An 18,233-nucleotide genomic window follows, 5' to 3' on the forward strand; every position below is an offset into this window, starting at 1 on the left:
GTGGTATCAGACGCCGGTGGAGCCGAAGCCGCCGGCGCCCCGCGTGGTTTCGCTGACATCCGTCGTTTCGACGATTAGAACCTGCGTGACCGGCGCGATCACCATTTGCGCGATGCGCATGCCGCGCGTCACGACGAAATCCTCGTTGCCGTGGTTGATCAGCAGAACCTTCACTTCGCCGCGGTAGTCGCTGTCGATGGTTCCCGGCGTATTCAGGCAGGTGACGCCGTTCTTGAACGCCAGGCCGGAGCGCGGCCGGATCTGCGCCTCGTAGCCATCAGGCACCGCAAATACGAAGCCCGTCGGCACCAGCGCGCGCATGCCCGGCGACAGCACCAGCGGCTCGCCGTCGTCGATCGCAGCCCTCAGGTCCATGCCGGCGGCACCGGATGTTTCGTAGGACGGCAGATCGAGGCCGAGGCCGTTGGCAAGGCGAACGAGGGATAAGCTCGGGCGGTTGTCTGTGCGAATATTCATGCCCTCATTAGCAATTTGGCGATGGTTCGGGTCAATCCGATTTGCAAGTTATCCACGGAGTCGCTAGATACGCGGCAATTCACAGGATCCGACATCATGGCCGAAAGTCTCGCCGAGGCGGTCTCCCGCCGCCGCACATTTGCTATTATCTCCCACCCGGACGCCGGCAAGACGACGCTGACCGAAAAGCTGCTGCTGTTCGGCGGCGCCATCCAGCTGGCCGGCGAGGTCAAGGCGAAGAAGGATCGCATCCAGACGCGCTCCGACTGGATGAAGATCGAGCGCGAACGCGGGATCTCGGTCGTCACCTCGGTGATGACCTTCGAATATGACGATGTCGTCTTCAACCTGCTGGACACGCCGGGCCACGAAGACTTCGCCGACGACACCTATCGCACGCTGACCGCCGTCGATGCCGCCGTCATGGTCATCGATGCTGCCAAGGGTATCGAGCCCAGAACCCTGAAGCTGTTCGAGGTCTGCCGTCTTCGCGACATCCCGATCATAACGTTCGTCAACAAGATGGACCGCGAAAGCCGCGATATCTTCGAAATTCTCGACGAGATCGAGGTCAAGCTGGCGCTCGATACCGCCCCGATCACCTGGCCCATCGGCCGCGCCAAGAGCTTTTGCGGTTCCTATCACCTTGCCAAGAACGAGGTTCGCGGCAACGACAAAGAGGCCGACACCACGCCCGTAAACGGCCCGCAGGCAGTGGCCGAGCGGCTGCCGGAAAACGAGCGTCAGGCATTGATCGACGAACTGGATCTCGCGCGTGATGCCTGTCGGCCGTTCGAGCGCGAGGCCTTTCTCGAAGGTCATCTGACACCGGTATTCTTCGGCTCGGCGCTGCGCAATTACGGTGTGCGAGACCTGATCAATGCCTTGGCCGAGATGGCGCCGCCGCCGCGCGACCAGGTTGCCGATATCAAGACGGTGCATGCCACCGATCCGAAGATGACCGCCTTCGTCTTCAAGATCCAGGCGAACATGGACCCGAACCATCGCGACCGTATTGCCTTCGTGCGCGTCTGCTCGGGTACGCTTGCGCGTGGCATGAAGGCGCGCCTGTCGCGCACCGGAAAGCAGATGAGCCTGTCCGCGCCGCAGTTCTTCTTCGCCTCGCAGCGCCACATCGCCGACACCGCCTTTGCCGGCGATGTCGTCGGCATTCCGAACCACGGCACCCTGCGCATTGGCGATACGCTGACAGAAGGCGAGGATCTGGTGTTCCAGGGTGTGCCGAATTTCGCCCCGGAAATCCTGCGACGCGTCCGTCTTGAGGATGCGATGAAGGCCAAGAAGCTGAAGGAAGCGCTGCAGCAGATGGCCGAAGAAGGCGTTGTGCAGCTGTTTTCCCCGGAAGATGGTTCGCCGGCTATCGTCGGCGTCGTCGGCGCGCTGCAGCTCGACGTCCTGAAGGAGCGCCTGCAGGGGGAATATGGCCTGCCGGTCTCCTTCGAAATGTCGCGCTTTTCCGTATGCCGCTGGGTGTCTGCCGATGCACCCGCCGACATGGATAAGTTCGTCACTGCCAAGCGTGGCGACATTGCCCGCGATCTCGACGGCGACCCTGTCTTCCTCGCGCAGGACGGTTTCTCGCTGCGATACGAATCCGAACGCTATCCGGCCATCAAGATGGTCGCCATCAAGGAATATCACGCCATCAAGGCGGCGTGATTTTTCGATCGCCAGAGCGTCGGGCTGGTTCCTGTGATGCGCAGGAATTCGCGGTTGAAGTTCGATTTGCTGAGAAATCCGGCATCGAACATGATGGATGTCACCGGCGCGTCGGTTTCTGACAGCAACCGGCACGCCTCGGCAATGCGGAAGTTGTTGACATATTGCGACACGCTGACGCCGTGCACCCGGTTGATCGCTATCGAGACGCTGCGGGCAGGGCAATTCAGCTTCCGCGCCAGCCGCCCGAGATTGAGTTCCGTATCCCTGTAGAGCGCCTTCGTCCGCATCAGGGCGTCGACAGCGGCAGCGGTTGCCGCAACGTCTTCCGGCGCTGACCCGGCTATGGCGGCCGTCGGTTCGGTTTCGCCGCGGTCGTGCACTGTGGCGCCGGAGCTTGCAACCGATGCTGCGGCGCCGAGCGCCAGCAATGCAAGCACATTTCCCACCGCCACCACTTCGCCGGCATGGCTGCCATCGCTCCAGGAGAAATCAAGGCTGATGGCGATGTCGGCAACCGCGGACATGAGCACGGCTGCTGCGGTGAGCTGCAGGGAGCGATAGGACCTGAGCGCGCCGTCTAGGCGGGAGGAGACGAGACCGTCCGGCCCCGTCAGGCACAGCCATGTCAGCGCAGCGCCATAGCCGAGAAAAACGAGGATAATGACGAGGCCCACCGGCTCCGGCCATACGATCCGCAGCAGGACAACTGTGGCTGTCGGCAGGCAATGTCGCCACGTCGTCCATGTTCGAAAGATCGATCCTTCGCTCGCCAGATCGTAGAAACTCAAGAAAGCCAGGGTCGCGATCACGGTGGCCAGCACGGCCTGGAACGGCAGCACCGCGGAAATCCCGTATCCCCAGCGCAGGCCGATCAGCACCGATTGCATTGCGTAGGCTCCGATCAGCAATGCAAACAGGGGCTGGTCGCGCAGGCCGTCGTCGCTCCGCCTATGCATCTGCAGCAGCAGTGTGAGGAGAAAGAGCGTCTCGACAAAGGGCAACGGGATAAAAATCATGGTGCGTTGTTCTGGCTGCTGAAACTGGATCAAAACGTCAGAATGCCCCGGATGGCGATCGAGGTCGACCCGCATCGCGTTCGAGGTCGCGACGGACAGTGATTTTCGCGAATTTGCGCTCGGCCCGCTGATGGGACCGGGAGCACATCATGAAGCGACTTCTTTTGACAGTCATTGTCCTTTTCGCAGCAGCGACCGGCTGCAATGCGACACAGCCGCGGGGCTTGCCGCTGGATATTTCCGGTATCACGGCCGTGGCCATTGGCGGCGAGGCCAGTTCCATCGACATCACCACCGCGCCGGATCGACCCTATCAGGCAACTCTCATGCGCCATCGCTCGGGCTGGTTTGCGCGATGGAATTCGATCTGGTCCTACGATGACTGCAGTTCTTCCAGCCGAATGTGGATCGAGGGCACGCTGCTGCACATCGATGTCGGCGTATCTACCTGGTTCGGCGTTTCCGATTGCAGCTACGACATCAATCTGAATGTCAAAAAGGATACGGCGGTCGCGATCCATCAGCAGGCTTTGAGCGCCCGACTTGCCGGGCAGTTCTCGGCCGTGATGATAGAATCGAAGGCCGCAGACGTCGCCCTCTCCGGCCATGCGGAAACGATTTCCGTCAACAGCGATGCTTTACGTCTAGGGATCGTCCTTCATTCGCCCGGCAGGGCGGAAGCTGTTACCGTCAATGCCCGCATGCTAGAGGCCGATCTCGACTTCTCAGCGGCACAGCAGCTTGCCTACGCCGTAACGGCAAAGGCATCCTTCGTCGACACGTCAAGACTATCCACGCCGGGAGCGCCGGTCTCGCTGACGATTGCCGGCGAGTTGGTGCACGCGACGATCCGATGAATGCAAGCCTCTGCCCGGCGGCCGGCCCACTCGCGCTGCCGAGCTCAGGCGGCTTCGTCTTGCTCGGTAAGATCCTTCAGGAAATCGTCGCACCAGCGCACGACGTCGTGCTCGAGCAGATGCGTCATCATGCCTTGCCAGCGCTGGCGACGCTCCTCGAGCGGCATCTCCAGGGCCCTCGCTATGGCATTGGCTGTCGCCTCGACGTCGTAGGGGTTGACGATGATTGCACCATAGAGTTCCCGCGCGGCGCCGGCGAAGCGGGACAACACCAGCACGCCGGGATTTTCAGGATCCTGCGCGGCAACATATTCCTTCGCAACGAGGTTCATCCCGTCGCGCAGCGGCGTGACGAGGCCGATCTTTGCAAGCCGATAGAGGCCGGCTAGCACTGTGCGCGGGATCGAACGGTTGATGTAGCGGATCGGCACCCAGTCCACCGTGCTGATGGCACCGTTTACGCGGCCGGCCTGCTCGGCGACCATGCGCTGCATCTGCTCGTATTCAGGCACTTCCGAGCGCGATTTCGGGGTGATCTGCAGATAGGTGACCTTGCCCTGATGAGCGGCGTCGGCGGTGATGAAACGTTCGAATGCGTCGATACGCTGGGTAATGCCCTTCGAGTAATCCAGCCGGTCAACGCCGATGATCAGATCGCGGCCTTCGACGCTTTGTCGCGCCTTGCGGACCATGACGTTGGTGGCCGCCTTGGTCGCGAATTCGGCAAAGGCTGCAGTCTCAATGCCAATCGAGTAATACCCGCCCTTGAATGTCCGTCCGTGCGCGCTGAACAGGCCTTTGCCGAGTTCGTCGCCAATGCCTTCCCGACGCAGGCAGCCGGCGAAGTTCTCGAGGTCATGGTCGGTCTGGAAGCCGACAAGATCGTAGTGAGAGAGCCCGCGCATGATTTCCTCATGCACCGGCATGGTGAAAATCACATCGGCCGGCGGCCATGGGATGTGCAGGAAGAAGCCGATCTTGTTCTTGAACCCCATCTGGCGCAGCTCTGCAGCCAGCGGGATGAGATGGTAATCGTGGACCCAGATGATGTCGTCCGGCTGGATCAGCGGCGCCAGCCGATGCGCAAAGAAGCGATTGACGCGGAAATACCCGGCCATCTCCTTGCGTCCGTATTCGGCCAGATCGAGCCGATAATGGCAGATCGGCCAAAGAACACGATTGGCAAAGCCGTGATAATATTCCTCGACGTCGGTATCAGTCAGATCTGTGAGCGCGTAGGTGATTTTGCCCTGCTCGTTCATGGTCAGAGGGCCTGGCTCGGCATCGCCGCTGGAATTGCCGGACCAGCCCATCCAGACGCCACCCTGTGCTTCGAGCGCAATCTTCAGGGCAACCGCGAGGCCGCCTGCCGGTGCGGCGCCGCCCTTTTCGGGCACGGGAACACGGTTGGAGACAATGATAAGACGGCCCATGGGAAAATCCCTTCAGAAGTTCGGTCGGGTATTATGTGGTCAGGACGCAAGCTGTGCCAGAATCTGGCGAAGAATGGCCGGAGAGGCGACGCGGTTGCGTGCCTGGGTCTCGACGCTGTCGAGGCCGATGAACAGCGATTGCCCGCCGATGCGATTGACGGTGCGAAACATTGCCTCGTCGGTAAAATCGTCGCCGGCCGCAAAGGCGCGCCTTCCCTTGAAAGGCGCCTCGCTCAGGAACGCGGTGACTGCATCGCCCTTGCCGGCGCGCGCCGGGCGGATTTCAACGACCATCTTGCCGCGCTGCAGCGACCACTCAGGCCCGGCTTCCCGGAAGTAGCGCTCCATCATGGCTTCAACCAGATGCTGGCATTCCGGGGCAAGCCGGTAGTGTGCAGCCACTGCAGCACCCTTGTCCTCGACGAGGACGCCGGGCCACTGGCTTGCCTCTTCGGTCATGCAGCGCTTCATTTCGGTAAAGGCCGGGGTGACGGTGACCCGCTGGACATTGCCGGCAGCGTCGCGCCGCTCCGCTCCGTGGAGGCCGGCAACGGGGAACTGGAATGGATAGAATAGCGGATCGACGAACGATAGCGATCTGCCGGTTACCAGTGCCAGCGCGCCGCCAAGTTTTTTCGACAGCGCATCGAGATCGTAGGGAAGGGAGGAGGGGACGGTGATCGAACTCGGCGTTTCCGCCAGATCGACAAGCGTGCCGTCGATATCGAGAAAAAGCGCCCATTCGGAGGGATGGGCTGCCAAAGCCGAAAGGGCTGTGCTTTCCATCACCGCCGCAACGGTCGCTTCGGTTGCGGGTTGTATTTGCTCAGACATGGCTACCTATTTATGGCGCGTTCGCCTCAAGGCAAGGCCGAATTGTGGTGAACGACCATTCTTTTGTTGCGCTGCAGCATCGTGTTGATGGCTCGTACAGCATAGCACTTAACCGCCGGAGCGCCACAGTGTCCATCGATGAGCGCGCGCTCCGGGATCTGAAAGGTGACTATCACGTAGCCAGCGGCACGCTCTTCGATCGCACATATTTCGACCTGCCGGCACCCCAGCCGTTGACGGCCGCGATGAGCCCGATAGCCACGAACAGGATAGCGCAGGGGCCGAAACTTCCGGTCCAGCTCCGGATCAGGCCGACGATCAGAGGCCCGATAGCGGCGAGCAGATAGCCGACGCATTGCGCCATGCCGGAGAGATGGGCGGCGATGTGGGCATCCGGCGATCGAAGAACGATAACCGTCATGGCAACCGCAATCAATCCGCCCTGACCGATACCCTGCAGCACAGCCCAGAGCCAGACGGTCGACAGCGGCGCGAACAAGAGCCCGAGCAATCCGCCGACCGCAAAAAGGCAAAGTGCAACGTTGATGATCCGCTGGTCTTTGCCGCGTACAGCCAGATGCGGCATGAAAAGGCATGAGGCAGCCTGCACCATGACCGATGCCGAAACGATACCCCCGGCAGTGATGCCGTCCAGGCCCCGTTCCCGCAGGATGGGGGCCAGCCAGCCGAATACGCTGTAGGCCAGCGCCGACTGCAGACCCATGAACAACGTCACCTGCCACGCCAGCGGATCGCGCCAGAGCCCCTCGACGCGAAACGCCGTCTTGCGCGCTCGGCTCTTCGTCGACATCGCCTGCGGCAACCACAGCAAAGCGGTCGCCAGTGCGGGCACGGCCCAGACGGCAAGAGCAGCGCCTGTGGATCCGCCGAAAAGGCGTTCGGCCGGTAGGCTGAGGCCTGCGCCACAGGCTGCACTGGCGCAGAGCGCCATGGTATAGAGGCCCGTCATCAGCGCCGCCTTGTCCGCGAAGTCGCGCTTGACAAGGCCCGGCAGGAGAACGTTGCCAACGGCGATGCAGGCACCAGCCAGCCCCGTGCCGATAAACATGAGCGGGATCGAGCCCAGTCCGCGCAGGGCAATGCCGAGCGTCAGCAGGAAAAGGATAGCGAGCAGCGCCCGTTCGGCGCCCATGCGTTGCGCCAGTCTCGGCGCCAGCGGCGAAAACAGGCCGAGGCAGAGGACCGGCACGGTGGTCAGCAGGCTGGCGCCTGTTGCCGACAGGTCGAATGTACTGCGGATCTCCGGCAGCAGCGCCGATGCGCTCGAAAACAGTCCGCGCAGATTGAAGGCGATCAGTACCAGGCTGATGCCAAGCAGCAGACGCGAGCCCTTGGCGCTTGCGATCGGCTGCGGAGCATCGTCGATTTCGGCGTCAACCAGCATTGCAGTTTCGGCGGCCAGCGTGTCACGCGAGAGGGACACGGTCACGAGAACAGGCTCCGATCGAGAGCGGCAATCACGGGTGCCATGAAACTCCGCACCGATGCATCGGCCTTGTCGGGGTCGCCGGTCTCGATGGCGTCGACAATCGCTGCATGGGCCAGATGATCGGGTTCCGGCACGTCGTCGCCTATGCTGGCCTCGATGGTCTGCTGGATCGAGGCCGAGAAGAAGGCATAGATGTCGATCATCGCATCATTGCCGGAGGCGGCGATGACAGCCTGGTGAAAGGCGAGGTCACGGGCGATAAATCCGGTATCGCCCCTTCCCTGATGGGTGCCGCGCAAAGCCAGCAACTCGCGCAGGTTGGCAATGACTGCCGGCGTATGCCGGAGTGCTGCCAGCCGCGCACCTTCGACATCCAGCGCGCATCGCGCCTCGAACCGGTCGCGCAGGCTCGCGCGCCGCGCCATGTCGAGAATATCGGTCCTGTCGATGGCCGAGCGCAGGTAAGTGCCGGATCCCTGCCGCGTTTCGAGGTATCCCTGCGAGACGAGAACGCGCACCGCCTCGCGGATCGTGCCCCGGCTGACCGACAGCATCGCCGAAAGCGCGGTCTCGTTTGGCAGCTTTTCGCCCACAGACCAACGATTGGCGCGGATTTCACCGCGTATGATGTTGGCCGCGGTCTCGGCGAGGTTGCTTCGGGGGAGAGGTTGCATGATCGCACCAGTCATAAAGTCATCGGATGACTTTATGACTAATATGCGTACGGCCGGCCGTCAAGCCATGTATGTCGTTTCAGTGAGCGGCCTTGATAAACGTGCCGTTTTGCAGTTCCTTCATCGCCTGCATGATTTCCTCACGGCTATTCATGACGATCGGCCCATGCCAGGCGACGGGTTCCTGTATCGGTTTGCCGGAAACCAGAAGGAAGCGGATGCCCTCGTCACCTGCCTGCACGGTAACTTCATCGCCGCTGTCGAACACCACCAGCGTTCTATTGCCGGACATGTCGCGAATGTTCAGTTCTTCGCCGTCGACTTCCTTTTCAATGCGGATGCCAAACGGCCTGGAGGCATCCCTGAAGGTGCCGGAACCGGCAAAAATATAGGCAAATGCGTTGCGATAGGTGTCCACCGGCAGCCGTTTCCTGACGCCGGGTGGGACCGAGACATCAAGATAGATCGGCTCGGCTGCAACGCCATCGACCGGTCCGGCCTTGCCCCAGAAGTTTCCGCAGATGATCCGGACAGCCGTGCCGTCATTGTCGATCACGAGGGGAATGTCCGTCGATTTGACGTCCTGATAACGCGGCGCGGTCATTTTCAACGCCGACGGCAGGTTCGCCCAGAGCTGGAAACCGTGCATGCGCCCGGCAAAGTCGCCCTTCGGCATTTCCTGATGCATGATGCCGCTGCCAGCCGTCATCCACTGGATGTCGCCGGCATTGAGGTCGCCGCGATTTCCGAGGCTGTCACCGTGCTCCACCGTGCCCGCCAGCACGTAGGTGATCGTCTCGATGCCGCGATGCGGATGCCAGGGAAAGCCCCTGATGTAATCGCTCGGCACATCGTTGCGGAAGTCGTCCATCATCAGGAAGGGGTCGGTGAGCGAAGGATCTCCGAAGCCGAAGACGCGATGCAGCTTGACGCCCGCGCCCTCCATGGTCGGCGTGGCCACGCTTTCATATTTGACGGGACGGATGGACATCGCAGGCTCCTCATTTGGTTGACCATGCTGTCATACAACCAACCCGCCAATGCAGCGAGCTTGGGTTCAAGAACGCACCGTTCACAAAAAGAAATTGCTGCGTTGCAAAATCGTGATCTGACTTGCGTCAAAAATATGTCATGCTCAACGGCAAGCTGCGGAATCATTAAGGTTTTGTTATCCATTCCGCTTAACAATCGTCCTTGATTTCGACATTCTTCCGCCGGAGTAAATACAGGCGAGAATCGGAGCAAAAGCATGTGTCGCTGGGCAGCCTACTGTGGAGACCCCCTCTATCTGGAGGAGCTCGTCTCGTCACCGGCCCACTCTCTGATCGAGCAATCGCACTGCGCCACCCGCGCCAAGACAGCGACAAATGGCGATGGTTTTGGCATAGCCTGGTATGGCGACAGGCCTGAACCCGGCCGATATCGCGACATTCTTCCAGCCTGGTCCGACTGCAATCTGAAGAGCATGGCGCGGCAGATCCGCTCTCCATTGTTTCTGGCCCATGTTCGCGCCTCCACCGGCGGCGGCACGCGGCGCGACAACTGTCATCCGTTCGTGTGGGATAACTGGTCCTTCATGCACAACGGCCAGATTAACGACTTCGAGCGTTTGCGCCGTCCGATGGAAGCCATGCTCGACGACGAGCTTTTCAATGCCCGCTCCGGTACGACGGATTCCGAGCTGATGTTTCTGCTGGCGTTGCAGTTCGGCCTTTGCCAGACACCGATATCGGCTATGGCCGATACGATCAGCTTCGTCGAAGGCCTCGCCGAGCACATCACCGGTACGGCTCTGGTGCGTTTCACCGCCGCCTTTTCCGATGGCAAGTCGCTCTATGCCATCCGCTATGCCACGGATCGCAAGGCGCCGACGCTCTATGCCGCTCCGCTCGGCGCCGGCAAGGGCTACTGCCTTGTGTCTGAACCGCTGAACGACGACATCGACAGCTGGGCCGAGATCCCGAACGGCAGCGCCGTGACGATCACGCCTGCCGGTGTCGATGTTGCCGTGTTCCACCCCGAAAGGCGTGAAGTCGCAAAATCGGTCGCGTTGGCTATTCCGGCCTGAACCGCTCGGCGATCAGTGCCGCCAGCTCTGCGGCCACTTCGTCCTTGCTCATCTCCGGCCACGCTTCCGTGCCCTCAGCGCTGATCAGCGTCACGCTGTTGCGATCGCCGCCCATGATGCCGGTACCCGGCGAAACATCGTTCGCCACGATCAGGTCGGCACCTTTGCGGGCAAGCTTGGCCTTGCCATTGGCCTGTATATCTTGCGTCTCTGCCGCAAAACCTATGACGAACGTCGGGCGCATAGGATGATGGCCGATCGTCTTCAGGATGTCGGGATTTTCGACCAGCGACAGGCTCGGCAGCGGCTGGCCTGCGACCTTCTTGAGTTTCTGGCCAGAGGCAGTTTCAACGCGCCAGTCTGCTACCGCGGCGACCATGACGGCGATATCGGCCGGCAATGTCTTTACCACAGCCGCAAGCATGTCCTCTGCGCGCTCGACATGGATCGTCTGCACGCCCAATGGATCGGGGATCGACACCGGGCCGGATACCAGAGTCACGTGGGCGCCGAGATCAGCCAGAGCTGCGGCGATGGCATGGCCTTGGCGGCCTGACGAGCGGTTGGCAATATAGCGGACCGGATCGATGGGCTCGTGTGTCGGGCCTGATGTGACGATTGCGGTGCGGCCTGCAAGCGGCAATGGTCGGTCTTGAAGCAATGCTTCGAGGGCGGCGACGATCTGCAGCGGTTCCGCCATGCGTCCGGTGCCGGCCTCGCGGCTTTCGGCCATTTCTCCCTCCATCGGTCCGATAAAGCGGATTCCGTCGCCCTGGAGGGTGGCCACATTGCGCGTCGTTGCTGCGTGCGACCACATCTTCGGGTTCATGGCCGGCGCCACGAGCACAGGCTTGTCTGTTGCCAGCAGGATGGTGGAGGCAAGGTCGTCGGCAAGGCCGTTCGCCATCTTGGCCATAAGGTCGGCGGTGGCCGGCGCCACGAGCACTAGGTCGCATTCGCGCGCCAGGCGTATGTGGCCGACATCCTGTTCGTCCTCACGGGAAAACAGGTCGGTGTAGACGTGGTCTGCGGCGAGCGCTCCGACAGCAAGCGGCGTGATGAACTGCTGCGCTCCCGCCGTCATCACCGGGCGCACGGACGCGCCGCGTTCACGCAAGCGACGGATAAGGTCGAGGCTTTTATAGGCCGCGATACCACCGGAAATGATGAGAAGGATGCGTTTGCCCGAAAGAACCATCGCCTGAACCTGTCGCCTGGGTTGTTCAGAACACCTAGGGCTTCGACAGGCAACATGCAATCTCCGCCACGGACGGGGAAGAGACTGGTAGCGTCAAAGCCCCCGGGGTCGTATCAGCAGAAACCGTTCAGCTTCAGGATCTTGTGGGCCTCGATCGCGGCCTGAAGGTATGTCTCGGAGCCGCGGTCGCCTTCGTTGGCGTCCGGGTGGTGAAGCTTCAGTTGTTCCTTGTACTTCGCCTTGATCTCTGCAGCCGTTGCCGTCTGCGGCAGGCCGAGCGTCTCGAATGCCTTGGCCTCGAGCGTCTTCAGCTTGCGACCGCGCACCTGCGGCTCGTATCGGTCGGCACTGTTGCGCTTGGCTGCGGGGCGTTTGAACTTATAGGCCTGTGCCGCGCCCGATTTCACCTCGGACTGCGCCGGCGCGTCCTGCGCACCCTTGTTGACGCCCATGCTCCATGTCGGCCGCCCGCCGGTCGCGGCTTCCCGCTGATACCGGGCTATCTCCGCGTCGGAGAGGCCGGACATGAAGTTGTAGCCCTTGTTGTATTCCTTGACGTGCTCGAGACAGAACAGAAAGAATTCTCCTTCTGCCTCGCGGCCGACCGGTGCGCGATGCGTGCCCTTTTTGTCGCAACCGTCCCAATGGCATTTCGGCCCGGAATCGTCCGGTTGCGAGGCAGGCCGCTTGCGTTTTGTCCGGATGCTGTCGAATATTTTTGAATCAAGTCCCATGCCTCCTTATGCAGGCAAGAGCCGTTTCCGGCAAGAACCGCAGAAAAAAATCGTCTGAAATCCGGAGATCAATTCTTATCGGTCAGACGTTGCCGCCTCCGATCGGCGTGGCTGCCAGATGACGTCGAGGGTTCGCTCAGGCCAAGGGCTGGCAGAATACGGCTCGTCTACAGAGCCGGCAGCAGGCTCATCAGATTGTCGGTCACGGGCGATCGCTGGCTCTTCAGCATCGCCAGGCCCAGTCGTGCCACGAGAGGCGGGCCGTCGATTTCGCGGTAGACGACGCCGTCGAGCTTGATCTGGGCGATAGAGGCTGGAACGATCGAGACGCCGAGATCGGCCGCCACCAGGTTGACCACCGACGGGATTTGCGGTGCCTCCTGGCTTACCACGAGTTCGAACCCCGCTTCGCGGCAGGCGGCGGCGATGTCGTCGTAAAGGCTGAGGCCCGCGACGCGCGGAAAGAGAATGAACTGTTCCTCGGCAAGCGCCGAGAGCGGCAGGCGCGGGGCGGCGGCCAGTCGATGCCCAGTCGGCAGTGCGATGACCATGCTCTCGACGGCAAGCATCCGGAGACGCACTTCGCGCGGATTTTCGAGGCCGGGCCGGATGAACGCGGCATCGATCTCGCCGCGCATCAGCCGCTCCATCAACCCCTTGCTGTTCATCTCTGTCAGCGACAGGCGCACCTCTGGCCAGCGTTTGCGAAACTGGCGTATTGCGCCACTGACATGGGTATTGAAGGCGGAGGACGCGGTGAAGCCCAGCGACAGGCGCCCGGTTTCCCCTCGGTTTGCGCGCTGAGCCGAGAGCTTTGCCCTCTCAGCCGCATCGATCGCCGCCTGCGCCTCCGGCAGGAAGGCCTCTCCGGCAGCGGTCAATTCTGCACCGTGCGGCACACGGTGAAACAACTGCACGCCGATTTCGGTTTCCAGATCGCGGATCTGCTGGCTGAGCGGTGGCTGGCCGATGCCGAGTTTCCCAGCTGCACGTGTGAAGTTGCCTTCATCCGCCAATGCCAGAAAATAGCGCAGGTGACGCAACTCCATCGCTATCTCCAAAACAGATTGAAAACGTCTCTTTCATATATTGGACACATGAAGGCGGTTTGACTAGATCAGGGACAAGAAAAGGTTGGTGCTCATGTCCCTTGTCACTCCCCTAAAACCTCTCGCTGCCACACGCCCCGCACTGAAGATCGTTGCAACTTCAGAGGCGCCGCAGTTTCTCGTTCGCGGTACGCCCGAATACAAGCGCGCCAGCCTTGCGCTTTTCCTGTCGGGGTTCTCGACCTTCTCGCTGCTCTATTGCGTGCAGCCGCTGATGCCGGTTTTCGCCAACGACTTCGGAGTCACTCCTGCTGCAAGCTCTCTGTCGCTGTCGCTGTCGACAGGCTTTCTCGCCTTCGCCATCTTCATCGCCGCAGCGGTCTCCGAAGGTGTCGGCCGCCGCAGCCTGATGTTTGCCTCGCTGCTCGGTGCAGCGCTCTGCACACTCGGCTGTGCGATCGCGCCCAATTGGCAGACCCTGCTGGTCATCCGTGCCCTGGAAGGTTTTTTGTTGGGCGGTGTTCCGGCCGTCGCCATGGCATACCTGGCGGAAGAGATCGATCCGCGCGGTCTTGGCGCTTCCATGGGCCTCTACATTGCCGGCAATGCGTTTGGCGGCATGGCAGGCCGCGTGATGACGGGCATGATTGCCGAAAATTTCTCCTGGCGCCCGGCACTGGCAACGGTCGGCATGCTGGGCCTTGCTGCTGCGGTCGGATTTCTCCTGCTGTTACCGGCCTCGCGTAATTTTACGCCCCGTAAGGGCTTCAATGCGGCATTCCATGTGAGCGCCTGGCTCGGCCATCTCCGCAACCCGGCGCTTCCCTGCCTGTTTGCCATCGGCTTCCTAATCATGGGATCCTTCGTCACGGTCTACAACTACGCCGGCTTCCGCCTCGTCGCCGCTCCATTCAATCTCAACCAGACGGAGCTTGGCCTGATCTTCACGGCCTACTTGTTCGGGATAGCCGCCTCCTGGGCAGCTGGATTGCTGGGCGACCGCTTCGGGCACTTCCGCGTCATGCCGGTCGGCATCCTGATTGCCGCAATCGGTGGCCTCGTGACGTTGTCGTCATCGCTACCGTTGATCATCGTCGGCATCGTACTGGTCACCATCGGCTTCTTCGGAGCCCATTCGGTGGCAAGTGCCCTGGTCGGACGGCTGGCACGCGACACCAAGGGCCACGCCTCGTCGCTCTACTTGCTATCCTACTACCTCGGCTCGAGCATTGCCGGTTCGCTTGGCGGTTATTTCTGGCTTGCAGACGGCTGGTCGGGCGTCATCAGTTTCAATCTGCTGCTGCTTGTCGCCTGCATGACGGCGGCGCTAGCGGCGGCGAGAGTTGCCCGCCGCTAGTCCGATACATATTGCAGATAGAACATCAAAACGGCCGGCTGGCCCGGGCAATGGCGGCCTTGCGCGCTGTGGAGTTGCGAAGGCCGCTCCACAGATACCAGGCCACTGCCACCAGTATCAGGCTGGCGCCCGCAATCGTCGAATTGCCTGGCCATTCCGAAAAGGCAAGCCATACCCAGAGCGGGCCGAGAACGACGTCCATCAATCCGATCAAACCGGCTTCGCCCGACGGAATATAACGGCCGCCGGTCATGTAAAGCAGGTAGGCGATCCCTGAGGTCGTCGATCCAAACAGGGCGAGGATCGCCAGATCCGACGGGCTCGGTAATGCATGCGACATCAGCGGCAGGCAGAGCAGCACGCAGAGGCCGGAGCCTAGGGCGTTGACCGGTGCCATCCGCAACGAGGGGTGCTTGCGCGCCATGACCAGGAGGATGCTGAAGGTGACCGTCATCAGCAGGGCGAGTGCGTTGCCTGCGAGATCTGTCAGTCGCGCCGCAAAGCCCGCGACCACGAGGACGCCGAGAAAAGCGACGCAACTGGCACTCAGAACGCGCCTCTCCACCCTTTCGCCGATCAGCAGATAGGCAAGCCCTGCTGCGATGAATGGCACCGTGGCGTAGATCGACAGGACATTGGCAACGGTCGTCAATTTCAGCGATGCCATGTAACCGAACATCGACAGCGCCGAAAATAGCCCGAGCAGCGCGTACATTCCATAAGGCGTGGTTGCGGTCGGTGGCGCGGCGCGCCGTCCGAACAAGGAAATGATGAGCAGCGTCAGCCCGCCAAAGACCGAACGCCAGCCCAGCGTTGTCCAGACATCCAGATCGAGCATGCGGACAAATAGCCCGGCGCTGCTCCACATCACCGTCGCGACGGTGACGAGCACGAGTCCATAGGTACGGGGTTTCATTGATTCTCCGCATGTTTGGAGCTTAATGATCTGAAAAATATGTAGAAATATATCGTGTCTGTACCGGCCGCGCGCATGGGTCAACCACCTTGCAGATAGCCTAGCAGATGTCGGCCCGAACGCAGGATATTGCTGGCGACAATCGATTTCGCAATTGGGACCGTTGCGACATGATGGCGTCGCTCATAAACAGGGCGGGAGCCGACGCACCAGGCAGGTCGGCGGCAGGAGCATGTCTTGAGACATCTGTATCTGATCGGGATCGGCACCGGTAATCCGGAGCATATGACCGTTCAGGGCATCAACGCCCTGAACGCCGCAGACGTCGTGTTCATAGCCGAAAAAGGAGACGCCAAGAGCGGGCTCGCCGATGCTCGCCGTGAAATCTGTGCCCGCTACCTGACACGTCCGGAAACTCCCGTGATTGCCTACGATGTGCCCGTGCGCCAGACGAAAGACCGATCCTACGGCGAGGGCGTCGATGCGTGGCATGCCGACATCGCCCTGGTCTATGAGAAAATGCTGTCGGAGGCGACGGCAGAGGATGGCCGTGCCGCGCTTCTCGTCTGGGGAGACCCGGGCCTTTATGACAGTACCATCCGCATCCTGCAGCGCGTGATGGCCCGGGGCAATGTCGCCCTCGACTACAGCGTCGTTCCCGGCATTACGAGCATTCAGGCCTTGACGGCCAGCCACCGTATCCCCCTCAATCTGGTCGGCAAGCCGGTCGAGATCACCACCGGGCGACGACTGGCAGCGCGCTTTCCTGAACTGGAAGGCACAGCGGTCGTCATGCTTGACGGCGAGCAGGCCTTTGCCAGGCTCGACGACCCCGATGCCTATATCTATTGGGGTGCCTATCTCGGGAGCAAGGACGAGATCGTCCTTTCCGGTCGTCTTCACGAAGTGGCGCAGACGATTGTCGAGACCCGCGCTGCCGCCCGTGCCCGGCACGGCTGGATCATGGATATCTACCTGCTCCGCAAGGGGCAGGATTTCGACGACTGAGCAGGCCCGGCCGTGCCTGCCAAATTGTTTGCCTCAAGGACGGGATGATGTAAGGAGACAACAGGAAAGGGTGTGGATATGGCGATAGATGGGCAAACGATGGCCGAACCGGGTCTCGCTGTGCCGCGCGTCGGTCTTGGCCATGACGTGTCGTTGCCGTCCCGCCTCGTCCGCGGTGCCTGCCCCTCGCTGGCCACCCCCATGCAGACCGGCGACGGCCTGCTCGTCCGGCTCCGGCCGTCGACTGCGGGCCTGACTGTCTCCCAGTTTCGCCTTGTCGCCAGCGCCGCCGCAAGACATGGAAACGGCCTGATCGAGGTGACCGCCCGTGGAAACCTGCAATTGCGTGGCCTCGCCTGGGAGACGGTGCCGCGCCTCGAAGCCGACATAGCCGGTGCCGGCATCGTGCCCGTTACCGGCCTGACGATCGAAACGCCACCGCTGTCCGGCCTCGATCCCGATGAAATCGCCGATGCGCGCAGCATGGCCGCACGCCTCGGCGAGGCCCTCGCGAGTCTTCCTGCGCAACTGGTGCTCGCCCCAAAATTGTCGATCATCGTCGATGGCGGCGGCCAATTGGTTCTCGATCATGTCACCGCCGATATCCGCCTCTCGGCAATACCGAGCGCCGATGCAAGGCCGCTATGGCAGGTGGCCGTGGGGGGCACGCGTACCGAGGCTCTCCCCGCGTTGCTCGGTCCCGACGAGCAGGCCCTGTCGGCGGTCCTCGATCTGCTGAAGAGCCTGGATGCACGTGGCCCCCGCGCGCGCGGCCGTGACTTGGCCGAGAGCTATCGTGGCGAAAACGAGACGCTCGCCAATGCCCCTTTGGATATCCAATCTTCAAAGTCCTGTGTCGGCATCCATCCGCTGGGTCCGACGTCGGTCGCACTTGGCCTGCAGCTGGCTTTCGGTCAGATTCACGCCGTCGAGTTGACTGCTTTTCTTGATATCGCCGAGGCGAAGGGCATTGCCGAAATCCGGACGGCACCCGACCACGCGCTTCTGCTCTTGGGCGCGTCGGCCGATATCATGGCCGAGATACAAGCACAGGCTGCGGACTTCGGTTTCTGGACCGACGCCAGTACTCCGGCCAGCGCCGTTGCCACCTGCGCCGGCGCCGGCGGGTGTGCTTCAGGCACATACCGTACCAAACATCTGGCGGCCAAGGTGGTCGGCTGGGTCCCCGAATTGCTGGATGGCTCTGTCGTGCTTCACCTTTCAGGCTGTCCAAAAGGCTGCGCCCACCCCGCCGCGAGTGCCCTTGCGGTCGTCGGCATGCCTTCCGGTTTTGGCATCGGCGTCAATGAGAAAGCCTCGGGCCCCCCAGCCGTTTCCGTTGACGAATACGGACTGCAAACCGCCCTGGAGAGTCTGGCACGAATGGTCGCAGCTACGAAAGCGGCTGGCGAATCGGTCGGGGACTGCCTTACACGGCTTGGCAGCGACGCGACCGTCGCCGCGTTGAGACAGGAATAG

The 18,233-nt window shown here is 61.7% G+C and carries 17 protein-coding genes; 6 read left to right on the forward strand and 11 right to left on the reverse strand.

Going from position 1 to position 18,233, the window contains the following annotated elements; translation table 11 throughout:
- Positions 1–6: 6 nt before the first annotated feature.
- The gene (gene dut, locus J5274_RS05215) at positions 7–477 is read right to left on the reverse strand and encodes a dUTP diphosphatase (RefSeq protein ID WP_142823741.1); all 471 of its coding nucleotides are present in this window, start codon (positions 475–477) and stop codon (positions 7–9) included.
- Positions 478–573: 96 nt separating this feature from the next.
- On the opposite strand from dut, the gene J5274_RS05220 reads away from it, so the two are divergent.
- Positions 574–2,157: a peptide chain release factor 3 gene (locus tag J5274_RS05220; protein WP_142823742.1), complete on the forward strand. Its 1,584-nt coding sequence runs from the start codon at positions 574–576 to the stop codon at positions 2,155–2,157.
- On the opposite strand, the gene J5274_RS05225 is transcribed toward J5274_RS05220, so the two are convergent.
- Entirely contained in the window at positions 2,136–3,176 is a 1,041-nt protein-coding gene (locus tag J5274_RS05225; RefSeq protein WP_142823743.1) for an AraC family transcriptional regulator, read from the reverse strand. The genes J5274_RS05220 and J5274_RS05225 overlap by 22 nt on opposite strands.
- 149 nt (positions 3,177–3,325) lie before the next feature.
- On the opposite strand from J5274_RS05225, the gene J5274_RS05230 reads away from it, so the two are divergent.
- Positions 3,326–4,033, forward strand: coding sequence for a hypothetical protein (locus J5274_RS05230; RefSeq protein WP_142823744.1), 708 nt, complete (start codon positions 3,326–3,328; stop codon positions 4,031–4,033).
- A 44-nt stretch (positions 4,034–4,077) separates the two neighbouring features.
- On the opposite strand, the gene otsA is transcribed toward J5274_RS05230, so the two are convergent.
- The 5 genes from otsA to J5274_RS05255 form a co-directional block, all read right to left on the reverse strand.
- Positions 4,078–5,466 carry an alpha,alpha-trehalose-phosphate synthase (UDP-forming) gene (otsA, locus tag J5274_RS05235; protein WP_142823745.1) on the reverse strand — a complete coding sequence of 463 codons (1,389 nt, stop codon included), beginning with the start codon at positions 5,464–5,466 and terminating at the stop codon, positions 4,078–4,080.
- A gap of 39 nt (positions 5,467–5,505) precedes the next feature.
- On the reverse strand, positions 5,506–6,300 hold the full coding sequence (otsB, locus tag J5274_RS05240; RefSeq protein ID WP_142823746.1) for a trehalose-phosphatase: 795 nt from the start codon (positions 6,298–6,300) through the stop codon (positions 5,506–5,508).
- 172 nt (positions 6,301–6,472) lie between these two features.
- On the reverse strand, positions 6,473–7,705 hold the full coding sequence (locus tag J5274_RS05245; protein WP_142824433.1) for an MFS transporter: 1,233 nt from the start codon (positions 7,703–7,705) through the stop codon (positions 6,473–6,475).
- 41 nt (positions 7,706–7,746) lie between these two features.
- The gene (locus J5274_RS05250) at positions 7,747–8,424 is read right to left on the reverse strand and encodes a FadR/GntR family transcriptional regulator (RefSeq protein ID WP_142823747.1); all 678 of its coding nucleotides are present in this window, start codon (positions 8,422–8,424) and stop codon (positions 7,747–7,749) included.
- A 79-nt stretch (positions 8,425–8,503) separates the two neighbouring features.
- Positions 8,504–9,415 carry a pirin family protein gene (locus tag J5274_RS05255; RefSeq protein WP_142823748.1) on the reverse strand — a complete coding sequence of 304 codons (912 nt, stop codon included), beginning with the start codon at positions 9,413–9,415 and terminating at the stop codon, positions 8,504–8,506.
- Between the two features lie 258 nt (positions 9,416–9,673).
- On the opposite strand from J5274_RS05255, the gene J5274_RS05260 reads away from it, so the two are divergent.
- Positions 9,674–10,492, forward strand: coding sequence for a class II glutamine amidotransferase (locus J5274_RS05260; RefSeq protein ID WP_142823749.1), 819 nt, complete (start codon positions 9,674–9,676; stop codon positions 10,490–10,492).
- Here J5274_RS05260 and coaBC read toward each other — a convergent pair.
- The 3 genes from coaBC to J5274_RS05275 form a co-directional block, all read right to left on the reverse strand.
- The gene (coaBC, locus tag J5274_RS05265; RefSeq protein ID WP_142823750.1) at positions 10,479–11,690 is read right to left on the reverse strand and encodes a bifunctional phosphopantothenoylcysteine decarboxylase/phosphopantothenate--cysteine ligase CoaBC; all 1,212 of its coding nucleotides are present in this window, start codon (positions 11,688–11,690) and stop codon (positions 10,479–10,481) included. The genes J5274_RS05260 and coaBC overlap by 14 nt on opposite strands.
- 113 nt (positions 11,691–11,803) lie before the next feature.
- A complete protein-coding gene (locus tag J5274_RS05270; protein ID WP_142823751.1) occupies positions 11,804–12,424 on the reverse strand; it encodes a J domain-containing protein in 621 nt (206 codons plus the stop codon).
- A gap of 167 nt (positions 12,425–12,591) precedes the next feature.
- A complete protein-coding gene (locus J5274_RS05275) occupies positions 12,592–13,473 on the reverse strand; it encodes a LysR family transcriptional regulator (RefSeq protein WP_142823752.1) in 882 nt (293 codons plus the stop codon).
- Positions 13,474–13,567: 94 nt separating this feature from the next.
- Here J5274_RS05275 and J5274_RS05280 point away from each other — a divergent pair, with 94 nt between their 5' ends.
- A complete protein-coding gene (locus tag J5274_RS05280; RefSeq protein WP_142823753.1) occupies positions 13,568–14,830 on the forward strand; it encodes an MFS transporter in 1,263 nt (420 codons plus the stop codon).
- 25 nt (positions 14,831–14,855) lie between these two features.
- On the opposite strand, the gene J5274_RS05285 is transcribed toward J5274_RS05280, so the two are convergent.
- Entirely contained in the window at positions 14,856–15,746 is an 891-nt protein-coding gene (locus J5274_RS05285; RefSeq protein WP_142823754.1) for a DMT family transporter, read from the reverse strand.
- 237 nt (positions 15,747–15,983) lie between these two features.
- Here J5274_RS05285 and cobF point away from each other — a divergent pair, with 237 nt between their 5' ends.
- Positions 15,984–16,754, forward strand: coding sequence for a precorrin-6A synthase (deacetylating) (gene cobF, locus J5274_RS05290; protein WP_142823755.1), 771 nt, complete (start codon positions 15,984–15,986; stop codon positions 16,752–16,754).
- A 78-nt stretch (positions 16,755–16,832) separates the two neighbouring features.
- Positions 16,833–18,233, forward strand: coding sequence for a precorrin-3B synthase (gene cobG / locus J5274_RS05295; RefSeq protein WP_224129201.1), 1,401 nt, complete (start codon positions 16,833–16,835; stop codon positions 18,231–18,233).

The organism is Rhizobium sp. L51/94 (genome assembly GCF_019355555.1).
Lineage (GTDB): Bacteria > Pseudomonadota > Alphaproteobacteria > Rhizobiales > Rhizobiaceae > Rhizobium > Rhizobium rhododendri.